The 21,884-nt window shown below is 60.4% G+C and carries 25 protein-coding genes, 3 tRNA genes and 1 pseudogene; 15 read left to right on the top strand and 14 right to left on the bottom strand.

The window, feature by feature from the left end:
* From EOA16_RS22535 to EOA16_RS22515, 5 genes and pseudogenes are all read right to left on the bottom strand, one after another.
* Positions 1–469 (bottom strand): annotated as a pseudogene (locus EOA16_RS22535) (ABC transporter ATP-binding protein); the annotation flags it as partial.
* Positions 470–1,337: 868 nt separating this feature from the next.
* Positions 1,338–2,402, bottom strand: coding sequence for an ABC transporter ATP-binding protein (locus EOA16_RS22530; RefSeq protein ID WP_127260209.1), 1,065 nt, complete (start codon positions 2,400–2,402; stop codon positions 1,338–1,340).
* On the bottom strand, positions 2,399–3,181 hold the full coding sequence (locus EOA16_RS22525; RefSeq protein ID WP_127260208.1) for an ABC transporter permease: 783 nt from the start codon (positions 3,179–3,181) through the stop codon (positions 2,399–2,401). The genes EOA16_RS22530 and EOA16_RS22525 overlap by 4 nt, the downstream gene beginning before the upstream one ends.
* A 1-nt stretch (position 3,182) precedes the next feature.
* A complete protein-coding gene (locus EOA16_RS22520; protein WP_127260207.1) occupies positions 3,183–4,064 on the bottom strand; it encodes an ABC transporter permease in 882 nt (293 codons plus the stop codon).
* 13 nt (positions 4,065–4,077) lie between these two features.
* Entirely contained in the window at positions 4,078–5,148 is a 1,071-nt protein-coding gene (locus EOA16_RS22515; protein WP_127260206.1) for a spermidine/putrescine ABC transporter substrate-binding protein, read from the bottom strand.
* Between the two features lie 91 nt (positions 5,149–5,239).
* Here EOA16_RS22515 and EOA16_RS22510 point away from each other — a divergent pair, with 91 nt between their 5' ends.
* The 3 genes from EOA16_RS22510 to EOA16_RS22500 all read left to right on the top strand — a co-directional run bounded on the left by EOA16_RS22510 (position 5,240) and on the right by EOA16_RS22500 (position 6,714).
* Complete coding sequence (locus EOA16_RS22510; protein ID WP_127260205.1) at positions 5,240–5,854, top strand: TetR/AcrR family transcriptional regulator; 615 nt, start codon at positions 5,240–5,242, stop codon at positions 5,852–5,854.
* Between the two features lie 127 nt (positions 5,855–5,981).
* On the top strand, positions 5,982–6,551 hold the full coding sequence (locus EOA16_RS22505) for a DUF2569 family protein (RefSeq protein ID WP_127260204.1): 570 nt from the start codon (positions 5,982–5,984) through the stop codon (positions 6,549–6,551).
* A gap of 13 nt (positions 6,552–6,564) precedes the next feature.
* Entirely contained in the window at positions 6,565–6,714 is a 150-nt protein-coding gene (locus EOA16_RS22500; protein WP_245455998.1) for a hypothetical protein, read from the top strand.
* A gap of 279 nt (positions 6,715–6,993) precedes the next feature.
* Here EOA16_RS22500 and EOA16_RS22490 read toward each other — a convergent pair whose 3' ends face one another.
* From EOA16_RS22490 to EOA16_RS22460, 5 genes are all read right to left on the bottom strand, one after another.
* On the bottom strand, positions 6,994–7,293 hold the full coding sequence (locus tag EOA16_RS22490) for a DUF1236 domain-containing protein (RefSeq protein ID WP_127260239.1): 300 nt from the start codon (positions 7,291–7,293) through the stop codon (positions 6,994–6,996).
* Positions 7,294–8,536: 1,243 nt separating this feature from the next.
* Positions 8,537–8,944, bottom strand: a complete 408-nt coding sequence (locus tag EOA16_RS22475; RefSeq protein WP_245455997.1) for a hypothetical protein — start codon at positions 8,942–8,944, stop codon at positions 8,537–8,539.
* Positions 8,945–9,408: 464 nt separating this feature from the next.
* Entirely contained in the window at positions 9,409–9,660 is a 252-nt protein-coding gene (locus EOA16_RS22470; protein ID WP_127260201.1) for a hypothetical protein, read from the bottom strand.
* A gap of 528 nt (positions 9,661–10,188) precedes the next feature.
* Entirely contained in the window at positions 10,189–10,842 is a 654-nt protein-coding gene (locus tag EOA16_RS22465; protein WP_127260200.1) for an outer membrane beta-barrel protein, read from the bottom strand.
* 419 nt (positions 10,843–11,261) lie between these two features.
* Positions 11,262–11,337 (bottom strand) — tRNA-Thr (locus EOA16_RS22460).
* Positions 11,338–11,491: 154 nt separating this feature from the next.
* Here EOA16_RS22460 and EOA16_RS22455 point away from each other — a divergent pair.
* The 4 genes from EOA16_RS22455 to EOA16_RS22445 all read left to right on the top strand — a co-directional run bounded on the left by EOA16_RS22455 (position 11,492) and on the right by EOA16_RS22445 (position 12,743).
* Positions 11,492–11,659: a hypothetical protein gene (locus EOA16_RS22455; protein WP_127260199.1), complete on the top strand. Its 168-nt coding sequence runs from the start codon at positions 11,492–11,494 to the stop codon at positions 11,657–11,659.
* A 265-nt stretch (positions 11,660–11,924) separates the two neighbouring features.
* Positions 11,925–12,143, top strand: a complete 219-nt coding sequence (locus EOA16_RS22450; protein ID WP_013531393.1) for a hypothetical protein — start codon at positions 11,925–11,927, stop codon at positions 12,141–12,143.
* A 108-nt stretch (positions 12,144–12,251) separates the two neighbouring features.
* Entirely contained in the window at positions 12,252–12,386 is a 135-nt protein-coding gene (locus EOA16_RS33570) for a hypothetical protein (RefSeq protein WP_281035915.1), read from the top strand.
* A gap of 48 nt (positions 12,387–12,434) precedes the next feature.
* Positions 12,435–12,743 (top strand): BA14K family protein, encoded by a 309-nt coding sequence (locus EOA16_RS22445; protein WP_127260198.1) that lies wholly within the window; start codon positions 12,435–12,437, stop codon positions 12,741–12,743.
* Between the two features lie 72 nt (positions 12,744–12,815).
* Here the strand turns inward: EOA16_RS22445 and bhcR are convergent, their stop codons facing one another.
* Complete coding sequence (gene bhcR, locus EOA16_RS22440) at positions 12,816–13,637, bottom strand: HTH-type transcriptional regulator BhcR (protein WP_127260197.1); 822 nt, start codon at positions 13,635–13,637, stop codon at positions 12,816–12,818.
* Between the two features lie 214 nt (positions 13,638–13,851).
* Between bhcR and gcl the strand changes: the two genes are divergently transcribed.
* From gcl to EOA16_RS22420, 3 genes are all read left to right on the top strand, one after another.
* Entirely contained in the window at positions 13,852–15,633 is a 1,782-nt protein-coding gene (gcl, locus tag EOA16_RS22435) for a glyoxylate carboligase (RefSeq protein ID WP_127260196.1), read from the top strand.
* A gap of 10 nt (positions 15,634–15,643) precedes the next feature.
* The gene (gene otnI, locus EOA16_RS22430) at positions 15,644–16,441 is read left to right on the top strand and encodes a 2-oxo-tetronate isomerase (protein ID WP_127260195.1); all 798 of its coding nucleotides are present in this window, start codon (positions 15,644–15,646) and stop codon (positions 16,439–16,441) included.
* A 228-nt stretch (positions 16,442–16,669) separates the two neighbouring features.
* Positions 16,670–17,554, top strand: coding sequence for a 2-hydroxy-3-oxopropionate reductase (locus tag EOA16_RS22420; protein ID WP_127260194.1), 885 nt, complete (start codon positions 16,670–16,672; stop codon positions 17,552–17,554).
* Positions 17,555–17,635: 81 nt separating this feature from the next.
* Here EOA16_RS22420 and EOA16_RS22415 read toward each other — a convergent pair whose 3' ends face one another.
* Positions 17,636–18,487: an RNA methyltransferase gene (locus tag EOA16_RS22415; RefSeq protein ID WP_127260193.1), complete on the bottom strand. Its 852-nt coding sequence runs from the start codon at positions 18,485–18,487 to the stop codon at positions 17,636–17,638.
* A 198-nt stretch (positions 18,488–18,685) separates the two neighbouring features.
* Here EOA16_RS22415 and EOA16_RS22410 point away from each other — a divergent pair.
* From EOA16_RS22410 to EOA16_RS22400, 3 genes are all read left to right on the top strand, one after another.
* A tRNA-Tyr gene (locus EOA16_RS22410) sits at positions 18,686–18,770 on the top strand.
* 89 nt (positions 18,771–18,859) lie between these two features.
* A tRNA-Gly gene (locus tag EOA16_RS22405) sits at positions 18,860–18,933 on the top strand.
* A gap of 74 nt (positions 18,934–19,007) precedes the next feature.
* Positions 19,008–19,520 (top strand): hypothetical protein, encoded by a 513-nt coding sequence (locus EOA16_RS22400; protein ID WP_127260192.1) that lies wholly within the window; start codon positions 19,008–19,010, stop codon positions 19,518–19,520.
* 90 nt (positions 19,521–19,610) lie between these two features.
* Here the strand turns inward: EOA16_RS22400 and EOA16_RS22395 are convergent, their stop codons facing one another.
* On the bottom strand, positions 19,611–20,075 hold the full coding sequence (locus EOA16_RS22395) for a YidB family protein (RefSeq protein WP_127260191.1): 465 nt from the start codon (positions 20,073–20,075) through the stop codon (positions 19,611–19,613).
* 132 nt (positions 20,076–20,207) lie between these two features.
* On the opposite strand from EOA16_RS22395, the gene EOA16_RS22390 reads away from it, so the two are divergent.
* A complete protein-coding gene (locus tag EOA16_RS22390; RefSeq protein WP_127260190.1) occupies positions 20,208–20,465 on the top strand; it encodes a GlsB/YeaQ/YmgE family stress response membrane protein in 258 nt (85 codons plus the stop codon).
* Positions 20,466–20,551: 86 nt separating this feature from the next.
* On the opposite strand, the gene EOA16_RS22385 is transcribed toward EOA16_RS22390, so the two are convergent.
* On the bottom strand, positions 20,552–21,439 hold the full coding sequence (locus EOA16_RS22385; RefSeq protein ID WP_127260189.1) for a DMT family transporter: 888 nt from the start codon (positions 21,437–21,439) through the stop codon (positions 20,552–20,554).
* 312 nt (positions 21,440–21,751) lie between these two features.
* On the opposite strand from EOA16_RS22385, the gene EOA16_RS22380 reads away from it, so the two are divergent.
* On the top strand, positions 21,752–21,884 hold a 133-nt coding region (locus EOA16_RS22380; RefSeq protein WP_245261238.1), incomplete at its 3' end, for a GTP-binding protein.

Genomic DNA, 21,884 nt, shown 5'->3' with positions numbered 1-21,884 from the left:
CGGAAACGGCGAGCACGCGCTTGAAGCTGCCCTGGAAGACGACGTCGCTCACCTCGGCCGTGCCGAGCCTGACACCGCCGCTGGTCTCGCCGAGGACAAGATGCTCCGGCCGTATGGCCAACTCAACAGTCGAACCCACCGGCAGCGCGACGGGCAGTGAAACCGGCCCGACCGGCGTCGCGACAATGCTTGTCCTGTCCTTCGCTTCCGTGACCGTGCCGGCAAGGATCGTGCTTTCGCCCATGAAGGTGGCGGAGAAGCGGGTTGCCGGCCGCGCATAAACGCGCTCGGGCGGCCCTTCGTCCTGGATACGCCCGTCATTCATCACCACGCAATGGTCGGCCAGCGCCATCGCTTCTTCCTGGTCGTGGGTGACGTGGATGAAGGCGGTGCCGACGCGCTTCTGGATCGCTTTCAACTCGTCCTGCATCTGCCGGCGCAATTTGAGGTCGAGCGCGCCGAGCGGCTCTGAAGGAAGTGGTCGGACGTTCGAATCGTCTCGGGTGCCAAATTTTTCAACAAGTTGCATGACTGTCGAACCTATCGCTTTTTTCCATGTAACTTTTGTGTAACCGGACTTTGAGCGGTTTAGTTGGGGGAATATGAAGCGCATCAAGATCGACAGTGTTCAGCCGGGTGACATCCTGTTCACGGTTCGACCCGTTTAGTACGGCAGACAGTCCGTTTGGCTACCCGTGGCTTGGTGTCCCCCGCGATCATAGCACTTGCGTAACGGGTGTGGCGCCGCTCAAAGTGCGGAGCAGCTCCATTAGCTAGGGCAAATCCACGTGATAAAACTAGTGTCTATGTCTGGATTGCGGCTGTTACCTGCCGATTATTGGCGGGCATCTCAGATCGTTTTGGCTAGTATTGTATTTGTGACATCATTCATAATTATGATAGATTGCTATATGTTTCGCAATTATTTGCCACAAGAATACATAAATTTCTATACAAGCTCAATAACGCCGCGAATTTTATTGATTTGCGTGCTATCTATGCTTGAAGAGGTCAAGTTCCGCCTCTTTTTGATGACCGCTCTCGTTCTCGGCGCAACTTATATCCTGGGCCGCCGTCCATCGAATGTAATAATGCTAGTAATTATTGTTGTGGCCCAATTCGCAAACGTGGGCGCTCTGGTTTTAGCCGATCCCGCGTATGCCGCACTCCGCTACCTCGCGGTTGGTAGTGTCTGGGGGTGGCTTTACTGGCGGTACGGATGGCTAGCTGCCTTCATTGGGCACAGTACTACGCATTTGGTCCTTGATCCGCTTCTTTTGATTGGCCTCAGTTAACCATCGCGTCTGGAGCGTCGATGACCTCAAGCGTGCCCATGTTCAATCCGTCAGCAGGATGATCTGGTCGGTATGGCAGGAAATCGCGACGGTGTCGCCCGGCTGGACGGTGGCTGTCGCCGGCAGCCTGGCGATGAAGTGAAGCGAGGGGACTTGGGCGGAAACGGCGAGCACGCGCTTGAAGCTGCCCTGGAAGACGACGTCGCTCACCTCAGCCGTGCCGAGCCTGACATCGCCGCTGGTCTCGCCGAGGACAAGATGCTCCGGCCGTATGGCCAACTCAACAGTCGAACCCACCGGCAGCGCGACGGGCAGTGAAACCGGCCCAACCGGCGTCGCGACAATGCTTGTCCTGTCCTTCGCTTCCGTGACCGTGCCGGCAAGGATCGTGCTTTCGCCCATGAAGGTGGCGGAAAAGCGGGTCGCCGGCCGTGCGTAGACGCGCTCGGGCGGGCCTTCGTCCTCGATGCGCCCGTCATTCATCACCACGCAATGGTCGGCCAGCGCCATCGCTTCTTCCTGGTCGTGGGTAACGTGGATGAAGGCGGTGCCGACGCGCTTCTGGATCGCTTTCAACTCGTCCTGCATCTGCCGGCGCAATTTGAGGTCGAGCGCGCCGAGCGGCTCGTCGAGCAAAAGCACCGCCGGCTCGATCACCAGCGCACGCGCCAGCGCCACACGCTGCCGCTGGCCACCGGAGAGCTGGTGCGGCTTCTTGTCGAAGGCGGCGGCCAAGCCAACCAGCGCCAGCGCCTCGCGTGCCTTTGCCGCCCGGGTAGCGCCATCGACGCCCTGCATGCGCAGGCCGAAGCCGACATTGCCGCCGACGCTCATATGCGGAAACAGCGCATAGTCCTGGAACACCGTCGTTGTCGGCCGCTTGGCCGGCGGCACCGACGTACAGTCCTCGCCACGGATGAACACCTTGCCTTCGCTGGGGGTGACGAAGCCGCCCAGAATGGACAGCAGCGTCGTTTTGCCGGACCCGGACGGCCCGAGCAGGATCGTGTAGCTGCCGGGCTCGATCCGCAGCGAGACATCCTTCAGCACCGTGTGCTGGCCGAAGCGATGCGAGACACTGCTGATGTCGACGAGGGGCGCGCTCATGCCGGCTTTCTCCGAAGCAAGGTCAGTTCAAAAAACACCACCAACACGATGGAAACGGCGAAGACCAACGAGCCGACGGCGTTGGTCTTGGGGTTGAGGCCGGAGCGCAGCAGGTTCCAGATTTCGACCGGCAGCGTGGTGTCGAAGCGGGTGAGCAGGAAGGAGATCACGAACTCGTCCCAGGAGAAGGTCATCGACAGGAAGAAACCGGCGAAGATAGCAGGCGTCATGACCGGGACCGTGATCAGCAGCAGCACCTTCCATTCCGGTGCGCCGAGGTCGCGCGCGGCGCGCTCGATGTTGATCTGGTGGTCGCCCATCTGACTGTAGATGATGGCGAAGCACAGCGGCAGGTTGATCACGACATGGCCGATGCCGGCGGCCAGCAGCGATTTCGGCACCCCGGCCCAGTTGAACAGCACCAGCAGCCCCATGCCGATGATGAGATAGCTGACCGTCAGCGGCAGCGTGATCAGTCCGCGCAGCAGGCCGGAGCCGGGCAGGACGAACCGCGCAAAACCCCAGGCGGAAAGGAAGCCGAGCGTGACGGCGGCGAGCGACGAGATGGAAGCCACCAGCAGCGAATTGACCAGCGCCGAGGTCAGCCGGGTGTCACTGAGAACAGCATCGTACCAGCGCAGCGATGGCCCGGTGAAGGGCGGGATCGGGAACGACGTCGCCTGCAGCGAAAACAGCACCAGCACCACCACGGGGAGGAAGATGAAGCCGTAGATCAGGACGGCGTAGAGCCAGGAGGCGATGCGGACGAGCTGGCGCATCTCAGGCCCGCTCGATCTTGAGCCAGCGGGCGCAGGCGAAATAGGCGATGGTGACGACCGCCATCAGGATGATCGACAGCGCCGAGGCCAGCGGAAAGTCGCCACGCCGGCCGATCTGCATCATCACCAATTGCGGCATCAGAAGCTCGTTGTTGCCGCCCAGGATCTGCGGCGTGATGTAGTCGCCGATGCACAGCACGAAGGTGAGGAAGGCGCCGACCATGATGCCGGGCAAGGTCAGCGGCAGCACGACATGCAGGAAGGTGCGCACCGGCCCGGCGCCGAGGTCGGCGGCAGCCTTGCGGTAGCTCGGGCTCAATTGCTTGAGGTTGGCGAAGATCGTCAGCGTCAAAAGCATGACGAAGAAATGCACGAAGCCGGTGACGGTGGCGAAACGCGTGTTGGCGAGCTGCAGCGGCTCGGCAAACAGGCCCGAGCCGGTCAGCGCCCGGTTGATGACGCCGTTCTGCGCCAGCACCAGCAGCCAGGAGTAGGAGCGCACGACATAGGAGGTCCAGAACGGCAGCACCGCCAGCATCAGCGCGAGCCGCTGCCAGCGCTCCGGCACCTGTTCGGCCAGGATCCAGGCAAAGGGATAGGCGAGCAGCACCGAGATCACGGTGACGATCGCTGTGACCTGCAACGAGTTCACCATCGCCTGCCAGTAGGAAGGGTTGGTGAAGAACTGGCTGTAGTTGGACAGCGTAAAGCCGCCGCCCTCATGTGCCGTCAGGCTGGAAAACCCCATGGCGATGAAGGGCAGCACGAAGAACAGCAGCGTCCAGCCGAGCGCCGGCGTGACCAGCGCCCAGGGCAGAGCAGAGCTCGCCCGGGGCAGGGCGCGGCCCGCCCGGGGCGGCGGGTTGTTTCCAGCCGAGTTCATGAGCGGCAAAAACTCATTTTGCCTGCAGCATTTCGGTCCACATGTCCTGCATCTTCTTGTCGAGATCGGCGTTCGGCGCTGGATAGGCCTGGGCGCGGGCGAGGAAGCCCGGCTGCTCGTCGAAGCGCAGGACCTTTTTCTGGTCGTCGGTTAGCGCTGCCTTGGTGTTGGCCGGCATGCCCCAGTAGCAGGACGAGGTGGCAAGGCGCGCCTGGCCTTCCGGGCTCATAATGTACTGGATGAATTTCAGTGCCATGTCCTTGTTTTTGGAATCCTTGAACATGGCCAGCGACTGCGACCACAGAACCGCACCCTCCTTCGGGATGGAGAAGTCCAGCGCCGGGTTTTCCTTGGCCAGGCCCGCCGTCACCCATTCGCCGCCGCCGACCAATATGTCGACCTCGCCGGTCGCCAGCGCCGTCTGGCTGGCGGTCACTTCGCCAACCAGCTTGGCATTGGCCTTCATCTTCAAGAGCTCGTCCTTGAGCGCGGGCAGGTCGGCTTCGGTGAGCTCGGCCGTCTTCTTGCCGATGGCGAGTGCGGCCATGCCGATGACCGGCAAATAGTAGTCGTAGATGGCGACCTTGCCTTTGTACTTGTCGCCAGTAAGTGCGGCCATCGACTGCATGTCGGCCGGGTCGACCTTGGTCTTGTTGTAGCCGATCGTGTTGTAACCGAATTTTTCGGTGATGCCGTAGCGCTTGCCGCCGACCACGGTGGAACCGTCCATCTTCACCTGCGGAAACAGATCGGCCAGCGGCAGCTTGTCTTCCGGCAGCGGCTCGAACAGGCCCTTTTCGACACCGCGCGGCACGTCGATGCTATCGATCACCATTACGTCCCAGTCACCCGGCTGCGACTGTTCGACAATGGCGAGGCCAGCGCCGGTGCCCTCGAATTCCTTGACGTTGACCTTGACGCCATTGGCCTCCTGGAAGGGCTGCAGCAGCGCCGGATCGGCATGATCGCACCAGATCAGCGCGTTGAGGTCGGCGGCTCGCGCGCCTGTCGCAAGCAGGAGTGCCGCGGCCGCGGTCGCTGCGCGCAAATGGGTCTTCAGGATCGAAAGCGGATAGCTGGTCATCGAGTGTTCTCCCTTGCCTTTGTGGCTTCTTGCAAAAAATTGAACCAATTCTAAAATTGAGTCAATTCTGTTTTTATGGCAAGAGGCTGATATGAGCGGATTGCGGGCAAGGCAAAAGGCGGACCGGCACCGGCGTATCATCGAGGCGGCGGCGGAACTGTTTCGCGAGGCCGGCTATGAAGGCGCCAAGATCGAGGCGATCGCCGCGCAGGCCGAGGTCTCGGTCGGCACCATCTACAATTACTATGAGAATAAGGGCGACATCCTCGGCGCCATCGTCTCGCTGGAGGTCAACGAGGTGCTGAATGCCGGGCAGGGCGTCGTCGCCAGGCCGCCGGCCAATGTCGGCGACGCGCTGGACACGCTGATCGGCATCTATATCGAGCACTCGCTGCACTACCTCAGCAAGGAGATGTGGCGGCAGGCGATGGCAATCTCGACGCAACTGCCCGACAGCCCGTTCGGCCAAGCCTACACCGCGCTCGACCGCGCGCTGACCGAACAGATCCGCGCCCTGATCGCCCGGTTGCAGAAGATCGGCCTTGTGCGGCAGGACATTGACGGGGCAGCGCTCGGCGAACTGATCTTCAACAACATGAACATGATGTTCATCGAGTTCGTGAAGCGCGACGAGGCGAAGATACCGGAGCTGCGCGCGGCGATACGAAGGCAGAACCGGATATTGGTTGCAGCGATTGTGGTGTGAGAGAGAGTCAGGAGCAGACAGGAGAAATCGCGGTTCGGCATATGGTTCATTTTACACGGGGGCTCGCCTCTTGAGTTGAATTTGAAATCTGGTACAACTTAGAGGGGCATAATAGGGGGAGGGGTAAATGGGGGCTTTCTCCATCTGGCATTGGGCGATCTTGCTGCTGTTGATCGGCGTGCCTGTTTTCTTTGCTGTTCGATCAGCCGCGAAGCCGTCGCAGAATCCTGAGGCTCTTGTGGGCTTCGGCGGCTGGCTGATGCTGCTGGCGATCGGTCAGACCTTGTCGCCATTGCGCACACTCGCCGACTTCGCCAATTCGGCCGACGGCTATCAGCAACTCATGACCCTCCCGAACGGACCCCTGGCGGTGTATGGCGAGGTTGCCCTCAATTTGGCATTTCTGGCGCTTCAGCTGGTTGTGCTCGTTTCGATGCTGCGGCGAAGCCACCGCTTTCCGCAGTTGTTTCTGCTCCAGTGGCTGGCAATGCCTGTGATTTTTGTGCTGGACACGATCTGGGTCGCGTCTGTTCTGGGCGTTCCGGTGAGCCTGGTGCTCGCAGGCGATGCGCTGGTGGCCCCCGTAGTCTCGTTTGTGCTGACAGGGCTCTGGGTCGCCTACGTCTACAAGTCCGTCAGGGTCCGGAACACATTCACCGGGGTTGGGGCATCCACCCAGGTCGCGAGCGTGTCATAAAAGACAGCAAAACTTGGAATATTTGGAGCATCACGGGCTCGCCGAACTGGTCTTCAACAACATGAACATGATGTTCATCGAATCCGTGAAGCGCGAGCGGGAAGAACCGGAACTCCGCGCGGTTATCGCAGGCAGAACCGGCATCTTGTGGCGGTTGGGGTGATCTCTTGCACTACTATGTCGCCATCGACCCCGGAGCGGCCAGATCCCGAGTCGACCGAGCGCAGCTGTCGTCCGTGACTGCGACCTTTTGGAAGGTCTTTATTTCGGCCTCGTTTATACGTGCTGCCCGCACTCTCGCCTGGAGATCAGCCAGGCGCGCCACGAGGGCTTGCGACGTCTCGACTTCAGGGCTCATCATTTTCATTTGTCCGATTCAGTGGCGATTTGACGAGCGCAAGCCGCCGCCATCCCTGGCGGCGGGCGTGGCCGGTTCGAAGGTTCAGTCGTAGACTTTCACAATCTTGCGTGTGCTCGGGTCCACCAAAACCGTTCGGTTGTCGACCACAGTATAGCGGTATTTGACGTTGGGAACTTCCCGGAGTTCGACGGTGTCTGGCAGAGCCGTGCCGACATTCAACTCCACCCCCGGAAGCTTCACAGAAGCCAAGGGTTGCTTCTTCACGTATTCGCGCACGACGGTATCCTGTTCCGGTGTGATAACCACATCCTGTGCCGCAACCGCACCGACGCTGGCCAACAGTAAGAGCGCCCCAGCGGCGCTGCTTAGGTGCATCCTCATTTTTTTCTCCTCTTTGTAACCTGGCGGCAGCACGATCGGCTGGGCGCCAGCCACCCGAACACGTCGCCAGGCCAAACGTTCCTCATATGGGCTTCTGTCTGAATCTGCGCAGGACCAAAGTCTGATTGGAAAACGCAATGGTCTTACCCGATGGGAGTAGGCGGAACGGCTTAGGCCTAAAGGTTGTTGTCTCTCCATATTCGGAGAGAAACAGTGGAAAAAAGTGTCGGCCAGGCGCGATGGTTGCTCGCGCCGATTTTCGCAACAGCCATCACCTTCCTGGTGATGGGAATAGTCCTTGGCTGACATGGCGTGGATCGGCGCAGCTACGTCCCTTCCTGCGCTGATAGGACCCGTGAGCCGCTTCGGCGGCTGGCGGGTCCTGTATTTCATCGTGCGCTGGGCCTGCTCATTCGGCAGGCGTGGGCGCTTTTTTAGCTCATGTACCTTGGGAGGTTTATTATGGATCGGCGATCCTTCTTGACTGCAATGTTTGGTGTTGCCGGGGCAGCGGCCCTTGCAAGCGCTGTCCGTCCAATCGACGCGGTGGCGGGTGTTCCGGGAGCCGGACACGGCATCCTCGATGAACTTGAGACGCCACAAACAGAGGCCTTTGACGAAGAGGCACAGGCAGAAGTGCAGCAAGTTTACCATCGGGACTGGCACCACCGTCCCCATCGCCGCCGGCGGGGCTGGAGACGGGTCTGCCGCAGTTACTGGCGGCATGGCCGCCGTCGCGTCCGGTGCTATCGCCGTCGTGGTCCTTCGGTCGTCCTTCGATTTTAACTAGTTTTTTCCGCCTTGGCCCGTTCCGGCTTCAAGCGCCGAGAACGGGCCGGTTGGATTCTTTTTGGTGAACGACAATGACGTTGGTCCAGAGATCGAATGAGAGGGGCAGAGCAAACCAATCGGGAAATGACAACTATGATCATGCGCCCGGGTTTGTGAACGTCTCTTTGCCGGAAGAGGAAAACATCGCCGACCTTGTCAGGCGCACAGAGCGCGTGGCCATTTTGGTGGTTCTTGGAATGGGCGGCTGGTTGATGTTGGTCCCCGCGATTTACCTTGTACTGACCCACGGGATATGAACGACGATTGTATCGCGGCAGCCCGCCATTTCAGCAGAAGCTAACGGAACATCCGTGCACGCACAAAGTTGGATTGCAGGAAGCATCGGATGCGCTTCCGCAGCCCGTCTCGTGTCACCGGCAATGTGGGCGGGACGGGCTGTTTGCGTTGGTGACTACTTGTGGGTGATCCAATCCAACAAGCCAGTGTCGATCTGCTCGCACCCGACATATTCGCGGACCAAGCTCTCAGCCAAATCGCGCCATTGACATTCAGGCACGCTCATATCCGTGACCAGGGCTCGAAATGCAGATCGGAGAATATCAGCATCGAAGGCGGAGACAGGAGTCGGGTCCGGATCTTCCCACCCTCGGGCCATGTCATCGTGGTGACGTTGGCGAAGGCGCTTTAACAGTTCGCGTGATGCCTCGATTGCGCGTCGCGAGTGGTCCATATCCCGGCGAAATGAGGCAGTTCCGGCCAGGGAATGGTGCCGCAACCGAAAGCTGGTTTCTATAACCGCCAGTGCGACTTCCATATGCGTTTCAACCATCGCGGCCTCCCTTCCTGCGAAAGGATTCATTTACTCTCTTCTCACGCGTGACCCAAGAAGGATTCAACGTACGGTTTGGTACGCATCGCGGCGCGCAGATGGGCGCGGATCGCGGCGGCGTCTCTAACGAGCATTCGGTCATGAGCAAGCTGTTCAAGCAAGACGTGCGGGCACGCAGGGCTCGCGCTAATACAATCTCGTCTAAGGCATCGAGGGGGTGGACCATCGCGGACCATCTTGCCCGACCTCGCCGGCGTTCAATTCAAAATCGCCTTACCGGGATGTTCCGCTTTCGCCATCAGCTTGTTGAAGGCTGCGGCTTCATCTGCCGTGTCGAACGGCGCCGCCGTGATTGTACCATTCACCGTCAAAGTGACAGCTAGGTATGGGAGGCCAGGCAGTGGCGGAAGGTAGACGATGTAAGCTGGGCGGGGAAATTTCATCCCCCATGTAGCACGCTCTGCCGGTCATCTCCTAATCGGGCGGACGCCGCTTCAATCCATCTCATCGCTGCCCGACCGTATTAGCTCGAATGTGACTTTAACGACCAACAAAGCGGCGTTGGTATCGTCGCGAACGTGGAACGCTACCTGACGATAGGTGCCGTCCGGCATCGCGTCTTTCGCTATTTCCAAAAGCGCCCGTGCGGCCTCGTCTTCCACGGCCTCCACGCTCGGAAGCTCTGTGCCCTCGGTGTCGGAATAGAATTCGCCGTTGTCGGTCAGATCAAAGTAGAAGCGAGCCATGCAAACCCGACAATGTCCCTGCCCCCAAAAAAGTTTCCCGGCGCTATCATTTTAGCAATAGCTAATTGAATTCCCCTGGAGGCATGATGGTCGGGTGCTTGCCGTTTAAAGTTCATCCTCCGAATGGAGCCCGAGTTGGTCGACACGCGTCTCGCTCCGCCTTGCCACCTGAAAACGTTATTTCAGCTTTGCGGCGGTTAGACCGCCGTGACAAACGGCGTAATGGTGGCCCCCAGACGCACCTCTTGCATGGGCTGTTAAAGGCGGGGTGGGAAGTCACCGGGAAGGATGCTGTGTTCATCAGGTGGGATTTGACCGGCCCAGCACGACAAGGGCCGGAGCACCCGGCAGAAGAGCCGCATAGCATAGTCCCAAACGGACGAAGGGCCTGAACCGCGAACTATTTGCGATCCAGGCCCCTAGCCGTGGGTTCGTGGCGACATTGCGCCCGCGGAAGGCCATTCACAAGCTGGACCTTGGTCTTGTCATTCCTGCGGCGAGCGTCAACCTCAGAGACGCGCTGAACAGTTAGAACTTCATCGCGATGCCGACGCGGAAATCGTGCGTCTGAAGCGTGTGTTCCAGCGTGCATCCGCCGCCGCAATATCCAAGTGACTTCTTGCCGAAGAAGGAGAAGTCGTATTCGCCTCGCAAGAACACGTTGTGTGTGAGCGCGACGTCGATGCCTGCTCCAACAATACCACCGACCAAGGTTGCATCCCGCTCAGCGTTTCCACCTGGATAGAATGTCTTCAGCTTTGCGGCGGTTACACCAGCCGTGACAAACGGCATGTAGGCTCCCATGTCCATGCCTATCCGACCCTTTGCGGATCCGAACAAACCTGTGGAGGCGTCGAGAACGCCTGGGCCTGGAATATCGTCGAAGGTGTTCTTCTTGAAGCGGTAGCCAAGCTCACCTTCGACGCCATAGACAATCTTGCCGGATTGGAAGTTATAGCCTGCAAAGCCGCCGACCGTTGCCGAGCCGACGTTGTGCGTTGCGCCAGCCTGGGCGCCCGGCTCATATATCTTGTAGTGTTCCAATGTTCCGGCGCCGAAAACGCCGGCGTATGGCCCTTGCCAGGTCCATTCAGGGGTATCGACAGGAGCGGTCATCATATCGGCAGCCATGGCCGGAGTTGCCGAAAGCGCAACGAATGAAGCGAGCAAAAAAGCTTTCATGAAATCCCCATCAAAATCGCCAAGCGCTTTATATCGATGAGCCTGCAACTTTGTATGTAGCTAGGAAGTCACACCTGTAGGCTAAGTTGCTGCGCCTGAATTCGGCGACCAGGTATCAGAATAGACGGTGCGAGCAGGATTCCGCGAAGGACTTCCGCAGCCGAACACCGGCGCCGCCACAATTCTCTGGGATGAACTCAACGCAGGCGAGGAATGGCTGTCAGGTTTCGACGCGGGCATTGTCCAGAATTCGAGAGCGGAGCGCAGAAGGTGCCGTTCTAATGGCGGGCTTTACACATGGTGATGCTCAGGGGCGGATAATCCCGCCGAAGGCATGATTTCCAAGGTGGATCAGGCAGCAGGTCGAACTCGGCGACCATAGATCTAATTGCTAGAATTCACTGCATATAGCACTGTGCTGGTGCCCCCGGACGGAATCGAACCGCCGACCTTCGGTTTACAAAACCGCTGCTCTACCAGCTGAGCTACAAGGGCACGGCGCTCCGGTTAGCATATTTGTTGCGCCAGTAAAGACAAAACTCCGTTTTCCCGGCATTCCGAATGAGCCGTCGGGGAGGGCATCCTGAAAAGCGCCGGATTGCTTCCTACATGTTGGAGAGGTGCAATCGCTTCGAGCAGGGGGTGTCGCATGTTCAGACTTGTCATCATTCTCCCGATCATCTTCGTGGCCTGGATGCTGCTGGTGAAGATCATCAGCGATGTGAAGAAGGCCAATGTCGACTGGACCGGCGTCACCACCATCGTCGGCTTCATCGCGCTGGCGTTCTGGCTGCGCCATGTGACGGGAATGGGGTGAATTGGTGAGAGAGTGAGTAGTGAGTAGTCAGTAGTTAGTAGTTAGTAGTTAGTAGTCAGTAGTCAGTATTCAGTATTCAGTAGTCAGTATTCAGTAGTCAGTAGTCAGTAGTCAGTAGCTACTCACTACTCACTATTCCCTACTCCCTCGTCCTCCGGCCGCTCCACAGAAAATCTGCAAAACCTTTCGAACCTTATGCCGCGCCGCGCCGACTGATGGTCAGGGGCGAATGGGTCGCCTCGATCAAAAGATCCAGGAGATCATCATGTTCAAGCGCACTCTTACCTCAGGCCTCGTCGCCATCTTCGTCGCCACCGGCGCGCTCGCCGGCACTGTCGGCACGTCGTCAGCCCACGGCATGCACGGCCATCATCATCACCACCACAACCATCACAAGAAGCACTTCAAGAAGTTCTGGTGGAAGCACTACAACCATCACCACAACCATCACCACAGGCACGGCAGGGTGATCATTTTCCTTTGATGGAGGGACCCATTCTTCCAAGAGGGCGGCTTCGGCCGCCCTTTTTGCGTTCGGCACCTTGCGAAGTACGGCCTGCAAAGTCAGCGATCTCCCCCGCAAGGGGGGAGATTGTCCGTTGTCAACGTCCTCGCCAATCTCTTGCAGGTTGAACTCGCCGCCAGCACGAATTCGGCCCAGGCGAACCAAGCCGTCCAAAAAGAATCGAAAAAAGATTCGAACCTTTTTCCTGGCCGCGACGACTGATGATCAAGAGGCGGATGTCGCCTCGGTCAACGAAGCAAGGAGATCATCATGTTCACGCGCACACTCGTTTCCGGCGTCATCGCCACCACCGTCGCCGCCACCGCGCTGGTCGGCACCGTCCAGCCTTCGGCTGCTCACAGCCATCATCACAACCACGACCTCGGCATCGGCATTGCTGCCGGCGTCGGCGGCTTCGTCCTCGGCAGCTTGCTGGCCCAGCAGCCCCGTACCGTCTATGTCGATGAAGACGGCGGCTCGTGGCACGTCCGCCGCTGCTACGATCGTTACGCCAGCTACGACGTGGACTCCGACACCTATGTCGGCCACGACGGCTATCGTCACTACTGCCGGCTCTGAGAGGAGGTGGCGTTTCAATCAGCTGCAAAGAGGGGCGCCCCCGCCGCCCCTCTTTTCGCTATCCGCATGATCTCAGGCCGAGCTGACGCCGCCGATCATCCTGGTCACCTCGGCCGCGGCGTCGCGCACCAGCGGGCCGATCTCGGCCAGCCGCTCCGGCGTCACCCGCACCGTTGGTCCCGACACCGAGACGCCGCCGATCGGCTCGCCGAATTCGTTGAAGATGGCGGCTGCCACGCAGCGCATGCCGGGGTGCCGCTCCTCGTCGTCGACCGACCAGCCGCGCAGCTTTATTGCCGCCAGATCGTGGGCAAGGGCGGAAATGTCGGAAAGCGTCTTGTCGGTGAAGCGCTGCAGGCCGGCCTTGCGCAGGATGGTTCCGACGCGCTCCGGCTCGAGATGCGCCAGCACCGCCTTGCCGATGCCGGACGCATGAAAAGAGCTGCGCGTACCCGGCCGGAAGAAGGCGCGGATTGCCTGATGCGTTTCGACCTGGCTGACGAACACCACGCAATCGTCCTCGGCGACGCCGAGATTGGCGGTCTCGCCGGTTCTTTCCATCAGATCCTGCATGACGACACGGGCGCGGTCGACCAGTTTGCGGCGGCGCAGGAACGCCGCGCCCATGCGGTAGGTCTCGACGCCGATCGACCACAGCTGGTCTGATGTGTCGAACTCGACCATGCCATGGTTTTGCAGCGTCGTCAGCATGCGGTAGGCGGTGGAGGCGGCAAGGCCGCTCTGCGCCGATATCTCGCTCAGCGACAGGCCGCTGCCTTCCGCGACAATGGCCAGGATGCGCAGCGCCCGGTCGAGCGACTGCACCGAGCTGGCCTCCGATGGCCCGTTGAAAGCGCGCGGCCGGCCACGCTGGCGTTTTTCGGTGGTTTCCATGCGATCATTCTCGGCCGATTTTGCAAAACGCACAATGAAAAAGTTTTTCACTGCGATCGCCAGCCGAATTCCTGGAAAACGGAAAATCCAATAAAAACAAAACACTGACGCCGTTTTTTAGAAATGAAAAAATATTCTGAAAAAATTGAAAAATCCCCGGCTTGCTGACATCCTTGGCCAATCCAACAATGACAAACCCGTGGAGGGCTGGAAAATGGCCAGGATGCGCGCTGTCGATGCCGCGGTTCTCGTTCTCGAAAAGGAAGGCATTTCCTGCGCTTTCGGCGTGCCGGGCGCGGCGATCAATCCGTTCTATTCGGCGCTGAAGGCCAGGGGAGCGATCCGCCACGTGCTAGCCCGTCACGTCGAGGGCGCCTCGCATATGGCGGAAGGTTTTACCCGCGCCAAGGCAGGCAATATCGGGCTGTGCATAGGCACGTCGGGTCCGGCCGGCACCGACATGATCACCGGGCTCTATTCGGCCGCAGCGGATTCCATTCCGATCCTGTGCATCACCGGCCAGGGGCCGCGAGCGCGGCTGAACAAGGAGGACTTCCAGGCCGTCGACATATCAGCCATTGCCGCGCCGGTCGCCAAATGGGCGGTCACCGTCATGGAACCCTATCTCGTCCCCATGGCGCTGCAGAAGGCGTTTCACCTGATGCGCTCGTCACGGCCGGGTCCGGTGCTGATCGACCTGCCGGTCGACGTGCAACTGGCCGAGATCGAGTTCGACATCGATGCCTATGAGCCGTTGACGCCGTTCAAGCCGGCCATGACGCGCGCGCAGGCCGAAAAGGCGTTGACGATGCTCAACGCGGCCGAAAAGCCGCTGATCGTCGCCGGCGGCGGCATCATCAACGCCGATGCGTCGGACCTGCTCATCGAATTCGCCGAGATTTCAGGCGTGCCGGTCATCCCCACCTTGATGGGCTGGGGCGCGATTCCCGACGACCACCGGCTGATGGCCGGCATGTGCGGGCTGCAGACCTCGCATCGCTACGGCAATGCGACGATGCTGGAAGCCGACTTCGTCTTCGGCATCGGCAACCGCTGGGCCAACCGTCACACCGGCTCCGTCGATGTCTACACCAAAGGGAAAAAGTTCATCCATGTCGACATCGAGCCGACGCAGATCGGCCGTGTCTTCGCGCCGGATCTCGGCGTCGTCTCGGATGCGGGCGCGGCATTGAAGATGCTGCTCGACGTCGCCACCGAATGGAAGACGGCAGGCAAGCTGCGCGACTGGTCCGGCTGGGCGAAGGAGTGCCAGGCCCGCAAGAAGACGATGAAGCGCAAGACGCATTTCGACCAGGTGCCGCTGAAGCCGCAGCGTGTCTATGAGGAGATGAACAAGGCGTTCGGCCGCGACGTCACCTATGTCACCACGATCGGCCTGTCGCAGATCGCCGGCGCGCAGTTCCTGCATGTCTACAAGCCGCGCAACTGGATCAATTGCGGCCAGGCCGGCCCGCTCGGCTGGACCTTGCCGGCTGCCCTTGGCGTTCGCGCCGCCGATCCCGACCGAACCATCGTGGCGCTGTCGGGCGACTATGATTTCCAGTTCATGATCGAGGAACTGGCGGTCGGCGCCCAGCACAAACTGCCCTATCTGCATGTCGTCGTGAACAACGCCTATCTCGGCCTGATCCGCCAGGCGCAGCGGGGTTTCTCGATGGACTTCGAGGTCGACCTTGCCTTCGAGAACATCAACCGGGCAGGCGATCCCGAGGCCGGCTATGGCGTCGACCATGTTGCCGTCGCCGAGGCCATGGGCTGCAAGGCGGTCAGGGTGCGCAAGCCGGAGGAGTTTGCTGGTGCCTTCAAGGAGGCCCAGCGGCTGATGAAGGAGCACCGGGTTCCGGTCGTGCTCGAATTCATCCTGGAACGCGTCACCAACATCTCCATGGGTACCGAGATCGACAAGATCACCGAATTCGAGGAGCTTGCCGAACATCAGGAAGATGCTCCGACAGCGATCGTGATGTTGGATTAGGAGAAAAAGAATGCCGCGTTTTTCAGCCAATCTGTCGATGCTCTTTGGCGAGCATGATTTCCTCGACCGTTTCGACGCCGCCGCTCGCGCCGGCTTCAAGGGCGTCGAATATATCGGCCCCTATGACCATGCGCCCGATGTCGTCGCGGCCCGGTTGAAGAAGAACGGCCTGACCCAGGTGCTGTTCAATCTTCCGGCCGGCGACTGGGGCAAGGGCGAGCGCGGCATTGCCGTGCTGCCGGACCGCGTACCCGAATTCCGCCAGGGCATCGCCAAGGCGATCACCTACGCGCAGGCGCTCGGCTGCCAGCAGGTCAATTGCCTGGCCGGCATCGCGCCTGCCGGGGCCGATCGCAAGGTGCTGGAGGATGTCTTTGCCGAAAACCTCGCCTTCGCGGCCGAAAAGCTGGAGCAGGCCGGCATCAGGCTGCTGATCGAGCCGATCAACACGCGCGATATTCCGGGCTTCTTCCTCAACTACTCGGATGAAGCGCTAGCGCTGATCGACCGCGTCGGTTCAAAAAACCTGTTCCTGCAATACGACATCTATCACATGCAGATCATGGAGGGGGATCTCGCCCGTACCATCGAGGCAAACCTTGGCCGCATCGCGCATATCCAGCTTGCGGACAATCCCGGCCGTTACGAGCCGGGGACGGGCGAGATCAATTTTCCCTTCCTGTACGAGCATATCGACCGCATTGGTTATGCCGGATGGGTCGGGGCTGAGTACAAGCCGAAGGCAGGGACGGAGGCTGGGTTGGGGTGGTTCAGGGAGCTGGCCGGGCAGGGAAGTGCTGCGGCTTAGCGGCTACCGCAGTCGAAGTCGCGTTCCTTCGCGCCCCCCTCTGGCCTGCCGGCCATCTCCCCCACGGGTGGGGAGATCGGCAGCTTCGGCGCCGGCTCGCAACTTTGGCAGCTTCAACAATCGGCAAAGGCAGCGGTGACATCCAATCTCCCCCCTCGTGGGGGAGATGTCCCGCAGGACAGAGGGGGGCGTGACAGAACGCGGCCTAACAAGAGACGGAGAAAAACAATGGAAACCATCGGCTTCATCGGCCTCGGCATCATGGGCGCGCCGATGGCGGGGCATCTGCTGGACGCCGGCTACAGGGTCATCGCCAGCGACCATCGCTCCAGGCCGCCGGCCGATCTCGTCGCCAAGGGCCTGAAGTCAGTCACCGGCCATGCCGCCGTGGCCAAGGCCGCAGACATTATCATCACCATGGTGCCAGACACACCGCAGGTGGCCGATGTGCTGTTCGGCGACAACGGCGTCGCGTCCGGCCTGACCAGGGGCAAGCTGGTCATCGATATGAGCTCGATCTCACCGATCGAGACCAAGACCTTTGCCAGGAAGATCAACGATCTAGGCTGCGACTATCTCGACGCGCCGGTCTCGGGCGGCGAGGTTGGCGCCAAGGCGGCGTCGCTGACCATCATGGTGGGGGGCGAGGAAAAACCCTTCGAGCGCGCCAAACCCGTCTTCGAGAAGATGGGAAAGAACATCACCCTGGTCGGGCCGAACGGCGTTGGCCAGACCACCAAGGTGGCCAACCAGATCGTCGTTGCGCTGACCATTGAAGCTGTCGCCGAAGCGCTTGTTTTTGCTTCGAAAGCCGGCGCCGATCCGGCCAAGGTCAGGCAGGCGCTGATGGGCGGGCTGGCGGCTTCGCGCATCCTGGAAGTGCATGGTGAGCGTATGGTCAAGCGCACCTTCGCGCCGGGTTTTCGGATCGAACTGCACCAGAAGGATCTGAACCTCGCGCTGGAGGGCGCGAAGGCGCTCGGCGTTTCCTTGCCCAACACCTCGACGACTCAGCAGCTGTTCAATTCCTGCGCGGCCAATGGCGGCGCCAAGGAGGATCATTCGGCGCTGGTCAGGGCGCTGGAGCGGATGGCCGGGCATGAGGTGGGGTGAGTAGTGAGTAGTGAGTAGTGAGTAGTGAGTAGTTGTGGCTGGCTCATGGTGGCGTGAGCATACTTCACCGTTCACCGTTCACTACTCACTACTCACTAAGAACTTCCTCGCCACGTAAAGGCTGATCGCCGCGGCATTCGATACGTTGAGCGAATGGATGGCGCCGGGCATGTCGAGCCGTGCCAGCGTCGTCACCGTCTCGCGGGTCTTCTGGCGCAGGCCCTTGCCTTCGGCGCCCAGCACCAGGGCGATCTTTTCTCCGGCAAAGGTCTTTTCGAGTTCGGCCGGCGCGTCCGAATCAAGCCCGATGGTGCGGAATCCGGCCTCGTGCAACTGGCCGAGCGCATCGGCGAGGTTCTTCACCTCGATCTGGTCGATGTGCTCCAGCGCGCCGGAGGCGGATTTCGCCAGCACGCCCGATTCCTGCGGGCTGTGGCGGGCCGGGGTGATCAGCGCGCCGGCGCCGAAGGCGACCGCCGAGCGCAAGATGGCGCCGACATTGTGCGGGTCTGTGATCTGGTCGAGCACCAGCACCAGTCTTGCATCGCCAAGCGCATCGAGCCGCTTCGGTTTCAGCGGCTCGGCCTCGATCAGCACACCCTGATGCACGGCATCCGACCCGGTGATCTTGTCGATATCCCTGGGTTCGACCAGTTCCGTCTTGAAGGGCAGGGCGGCGAGATCGGCGATTTCGAGGCGCTCGGCCGCATTGCGCGTCACCAGCATCTTCCTGATCTTGCGGCGCGGATTGTCGAGTGCGGCGCGCACCGTGTGCAGGCCGTAGAGCCGCACCAGCCCGTCCGCGGCATTTTCGCCCGGCGGAACCGGCTGTCGGGGCCGGAACGCCGGCGCGCCGCCGCTTTTCTCGTCGCGGTAGGCGCGGCGCAGCTTGGCGTAATGGGTGTCTTTGGGGGTATTGGTTTTATCACTCATGGCTGGCTTCTATAGCGGTGTCCTCCGGCCAAGGATATGGCCCGCCGTCACAGCCGGCGAACAGAAACGAAAAACCATGGTTGCGCGGTTGACACCCAATGGGCTTGCCGCCATAAGGCGCTGCGCTGGTTTCGGAGAACATATAACTCGGGTCCGGATCGGCGTGAATGCCTCGTTGCATGGCTCCGGCGGCAGACTGGAGAGGTGCCCGAGTGGTTAAAGGGGACGGACTGTAAATCCGTTAGCTTAGCTTACGTTGGTTCGAATCCAACCCTCTCCACCACTGCCGGCCCGGAAGCCCTGAAACGCGACAAGAATCGGACCGAAAAGTGCATGGCGCTTTTCGGATGAATCCGGTACTTCAGGAACGGCGCGGGTATAGCTCAGTGGTAGAGCAGCAGCCTTCCAAGCTGAATATGCGGGTTCGATTCCCGCTACCCGCTCCAGACAACCGCTTAACACAGCCATGATCGCGACGATCGAAACAATGCGTTAGGTCATCGGCCGGTTTGGGGGAGCGATGAGGCCATACTATTCGATAAACACGGACGGCACTTCCAGCACCAACCTCCAGCTGTATGCGCTGCTGCAAGCGCGGCGTTATTGGAACGAACTCTCCGCAAATTATCTTCAAGACAAGGAAGCTACCGAACACTTGGTTGAGCGATGCGTTTTCATCGTCGCGACCTTGGGTCTGAGCGTTTCTCAGTTGCTTGGGCAGAATGATCCGGCGCCGCCAGCTGGGAACATTGCCAGTCCAAGAGCCATTTGGAAGCGTTTCGTAATCCAGCACGGCGTGACGGACGTTAGCACGGACGAATTCGAAAAGTTTATCGATACCTACGACGCTTGTCGGCACTTCGGGGTATCGTCAGACGGGTTGGGCCACGCCAAGCTAGAGCCGCTGGACTTTGAGGCTACTCGTAGATGGTACGAAGTGGCCTACCGGATATGGTTGGCAGTTATCAAAGCTCTACGTGCGGATCCGCAGAATTTCATCGAAGAAATCGACGTTGAGGGGTTCAAGGCGTAACAGCGCAGAAGGATTCGCCTCGCTTTTTGACCTACAAGCCGGAACACTGCACAATGCGCGCAGCGCTCCAATTGTCGTGGCTGTGCCGCGTCAGCTGTTGAACGCGGTGGCGACCTGGTGCTGCTGCGGCACCTGGCCGTTCGGCGTCAGCTTGTCGACGATGCCGGGCAGGGCGGTGGACAGTTGCTTGAGCAGTTCCTGCTCGTCCAGTCCGGTCCGTTGCGCGATCTCGCGAATGATCTGCGGTCCGATCGCGGCGCCAAGATCGTTGGCGTTGATCGACTGGTTCTGGCCGGTGCCGACCCAGGAGTCCGCGGTATTGCCGTGGCCGGCATCCCGGAGCTTGTCGAGCAGTCCGCCCAGGCCGCCGAGCAAGCCACCGTCGGCGGTTGTGGTTTCCGTCGGCACGGGGGCGGCCGGAGCGGGCGCGGGAGACTGTTCTGGCTCTTCGGCACTTCTGCCGCTCAGCATCTTGCCGACCAGCAATGCGCCGAGCGCGATCATCAGGGGTTTGGTGATGTTGCCGCCGGGAACGGCATTGTCAAAAAGTCCCATAGTGGATCCTCCATAGCGACCAAGGCCCGAACCCTCCTCAACAATGAAGCATTCGGGCGGAATTTCAAGCTGGCTTGAGGTTTTGACAATCCTATGAAAATGTTCGGCTGGCGAGGGGATGGAGAGGAAAAAATGGGTATCATCAGCTGGATCATTCTCGGCGTGATCGCCGGTTTCATAGGCAGCAAGATCGTCAACAAGACCGGCCAGGGTCTCTTAATGGATATCGTGCTGGGCATCGTCGGCGCCATTGTCGGCGGTCTGATCTTCAGTGCCTTCGGCGCGTCGGGCGTCACCGGCCTCAACATCTACAGCCTGATCGTCTCGGTGATCGGAGCGGTGGTTGTGCTGTGGGCCTACCACCAGTTCAGCGGCCGCCGGGCTCTCTAGCCGCCAGCCGGATCGTCTGAAGTTTCGAGTTTCTGCCGAGGCAAGGCCAGCTTCAGGCTGGGATGCGCGGCAGCAGCTCGCCTATGCTATGCGACGACGGCCAGCCGGCGCTGACGCTGGTCCAGCGACACGATGGTCAGCCCGCTGCCGACGACGAGCAGGATGCCACAGATCGCCAGTGTGTTGGGGAACTGCCCGAACACCAGCAGGCCCGAAATCACCGCCCAGACGGTGAAGCAATAGTAGAACGGCGCCACGGCGCTGGTCGGTCCGACGCGGTAGGCCATGAAGATGAAGAAATGGCCGAAGATCAGGAAAAATCCAGCACCTGCCATCAGCAGCAGGTGATGTTCCCCGGGCATGACCCAGCGCTCTGAAACCAGATGCGCGGCGCCGGCGCCGATCAGCACCACCACGACTGCGGAAATCGCCACGATCATCCCCGGCACCTCGGCCGAGACCCGCCGGCCGGCGAGATCGCGCGCCGCCGCGAGGGCTGCATTGCCGAGCGCCAGCAAGGCGTAGACCGAAATGCCTTGCATGGTCGGCTGCGCCACCATCAGCGCGCCGATGAAGCCGAGCCCGATCAGCGCCATGCGCCGGCCGCCGATTCGTTCGCCAAACAGGATCGAGGAGCCGACCAGCATCAAGAGCGGCGTGATCTGACCGAGCGCGGTGGAATCGGCAATCTGCATGTTGGCGAGCGCGACCACATAACAAAGGATCGCCGCCAGCTCGAGCACGTTCCGGCTCAGTACGCGCTTGTCGAAGATCAGCGGGATCTGCTTGCCGTAGCCCAGCGCGAACAACAGCGGGAAGCCCCAGAGCGCTGCCGCGGCACCCCGCAGAAACAGCACTTCGTAGGACGGCAGGCCAGCCGTCGCGAGCTTCATCATCGTGTCGTTGACGAGATACGACCCCGTCGAGACGATCATGAACAGCGGGCCGCGGATGGAGGCAGGGATGAAATGCATCCGGCCACAAGATCAGAGGCTGGTGGCGGCGGCAATGGTCCATGGCCTGGCCATGATTCAGACAGGGCCGGACGAGCAAGCCAGCGCTTTCGCGGCCTCGATCGGTCGGCCCGCTACCCCTTCATTTTGCCCGGGGCCTTCCTATATCATCGTGATATCCCCGCAATCGGATCGATAGTTCGGACTGAGTGAGACGGCACCCGGCCAAAAGACGCTTGTGTTTTTTGGCCTTTGTCGCTAATCGCCCCGCATTCGACTGAACTGAAGGTCTTCGACCGAACTGAAGATCCGGGCCGTCCAAGGAAAGAGACAATGGCAAAAGGTAAATTCGAGCGTAACAAGCCTCACGTGAACATCGGCACGATTGGCCACGTCGACCATGGCAAGACGTCGCTGACGGCGGCGATCACCAAGTATTTTGGCGAATACAAGCGCTACGACCAGA

It is taken from the genome of Mesorhizobium sp. M7A.F.Ca.US.008.03.1.1 (assembly GCF_003997495.1).
GTDB lineage: Bacteria > Pseudomonadota > Alphaproteobacteria > Rhizobiales > Rhizobiaceae > Mesorhizobium.
Note: the sequence above shows the minus strand (reverse complement) of the source record. Positions and strands in the feature narration are given on the sequence as shown.

What these genes read in the sequence shown, in the direction of transcription:
- EOA16_RS22530 (WP_127260209.1), bottom strand. Translation starts at nt 2,402, where the DNA reads ATGAGCGCGCCCCTCGTCGACATCAGCAGTGTCTCGCATCGCTTCGGC.
- EOA16_RS22525 (WP_127260208.1), bottom strand. Translation starts at nt 3,181, where the DNA reads ATGCGCCAGCTCGTCCGCATCGCCTCCTGGCTCTACGCCGTCCTGATC.
- EOA16_RS22520 (WP_127260207.1), bottom strand. Translation starts at nt 4,064, where the DNA reads ATGAACTCGGCTGGAAACAACCCGCCGCCCCGGGCGGGCCGCGCCCTG.
- EOA16_RS22515 (WP_127260206.1), bottom strand. Translation starts at nt 5,148, where the DNA reads ATGACCAGCTATCCGCTTTCGATCCTGAAGACCCATTTGCGCGCAGCG.
- EOA16_RS22510 (WP_127260205.1), top strand. Translation starts at nt 5,240, where the DNA reads ATGAGCGGATTGCGGGCAAGGCAAAAGGCGGACCGGCACCGGCGTATC.
- EOA16_RS22505 (WP_127260204.1), top strand. Translation starts at nt 5,982, where the DNA reads ATGGGGGCTTTCTCCATCTGGCATTGGGCGATCTTGCTGCTGTTGATC.
- EOA16_RS22490 (WP_127260239.1), bottom strand. Translation starts at nt 7,293, where the DNA reads ATGAGGATGCACCTAAGCAGCGCCGCTGGGGCGCTCTTACTGTTGGCC.
- EOA16_RS22475 (WP_245455997.1), bottom strand. Translation starts at nt 8,944, where the DNA reads ATGAATCCTTTCGCAGGAAGGGAGGCCGCGATGGTTGAAACGCATATG.
- EOA16_RS22470 (WP_127260201.1), bottom strand. Translation starts at nt 9,660, where the DNA reads ATGGCTCGCTTCTACTTTGATCTGACCGACAACGGCGAATTCTATTCC.
- EOA16_RS22465 (WP_127260200.1), bottom strand. Translation starts at nt 10,842, where the DNA reads ATGAAAGCTTTTTTGCTCGCTTCATTCGTTGCGCTTTCGGCAACTCCG.
- EOA16_RS22455 (WP_127260199.1), top strand. Translation starts at nt 11,492, where the DNA reads ATGTTCAGACTTGTCATCATTCTCCCGATCATCTTCGTGGCCTGGATG.
- EOA16_RS22450 (WP_013531393.1), top strand. Translation starts at nt 11,925, where the DNA reads ATGTTCAAGCGCACTCTTACCTCAGGCCTCGTCGCCATCTTCGTCGCC.
- EOA16_RS22445 (WP_127260198.1), top strand. Translation starts at nt 12,435, where the DNA reads ATGTTCACGCGCACACTCGTTTCCGGCGTCATCGCCACCACCGTCGCC.
- bhcR (WP_127260197.1), bottom strand. Translation starts at nt 13,637, where the DNA reads ATGGAAACCACCGAAAAACGCCAGCGTGGCCGGCCGCGCGCTTTCAAC.
- gcl (WP_127260196.1), top strand. Translation starts at nt 13,852, where the DNA reads ATGGCCAGGATGCGCGCTGTCGATGCCGCGGTTCTCGTTCTCGAAAAG.
- otnI (WP_127260195.1), top strand. Translation starts at nt 15,644, where the DNA reads ATGCCGCGTTTTTCAGCCAATCTGTCGATGCTCTTTGGCGAGCATGAT.
- EOA16_RS22420 (WP_127260194.1), top strand. Translation starts at nt 16,670, where the DNA reads ATGGAAACCATCGGCTTCATCGGCCTCGGCATCATGGGCGCGCCGATG.
- EOA16_RS22415 (WP_127260193.1), bottom strand. Translation starts at nt 18,487, where the DNA reads ATGAGTGATAAAACCAATACCCCCAAAGACACCCATTACGCCAAGCTG.
- EOA16_RS22400 (WP_127260192.1), top strand. Translation starts at nt 19,008, where the DNA reads ATGAGGCCATACTATTCGATAAACACGGACGGCACTTCCAGCACCAAC.
- EOA16_RS22395 (WP_127260191.1), bottom strand. Translation starts at nt 20,075, where the DNA reads ATGGGACTTTTTGACAATGCCGTTCCCGGCGGCAACATCACCAAACCC.
- EOA16_RS22390 (WP_127260190.1), top strand. Translation starts at nt 20,208, where the DNA reads ATGGGTATCATCAGCTGGATCATTCTCGGCGTGATCGCCGGTTTCATA.
- EOA16_RS22385 (WP_127260189.1), bottom strand. Translation starts at nt 21,439, where the DNA reads ATGCATTTCATCCCTGCCTCCATCCGCGGCCCGCTGTTCATGATCGTC.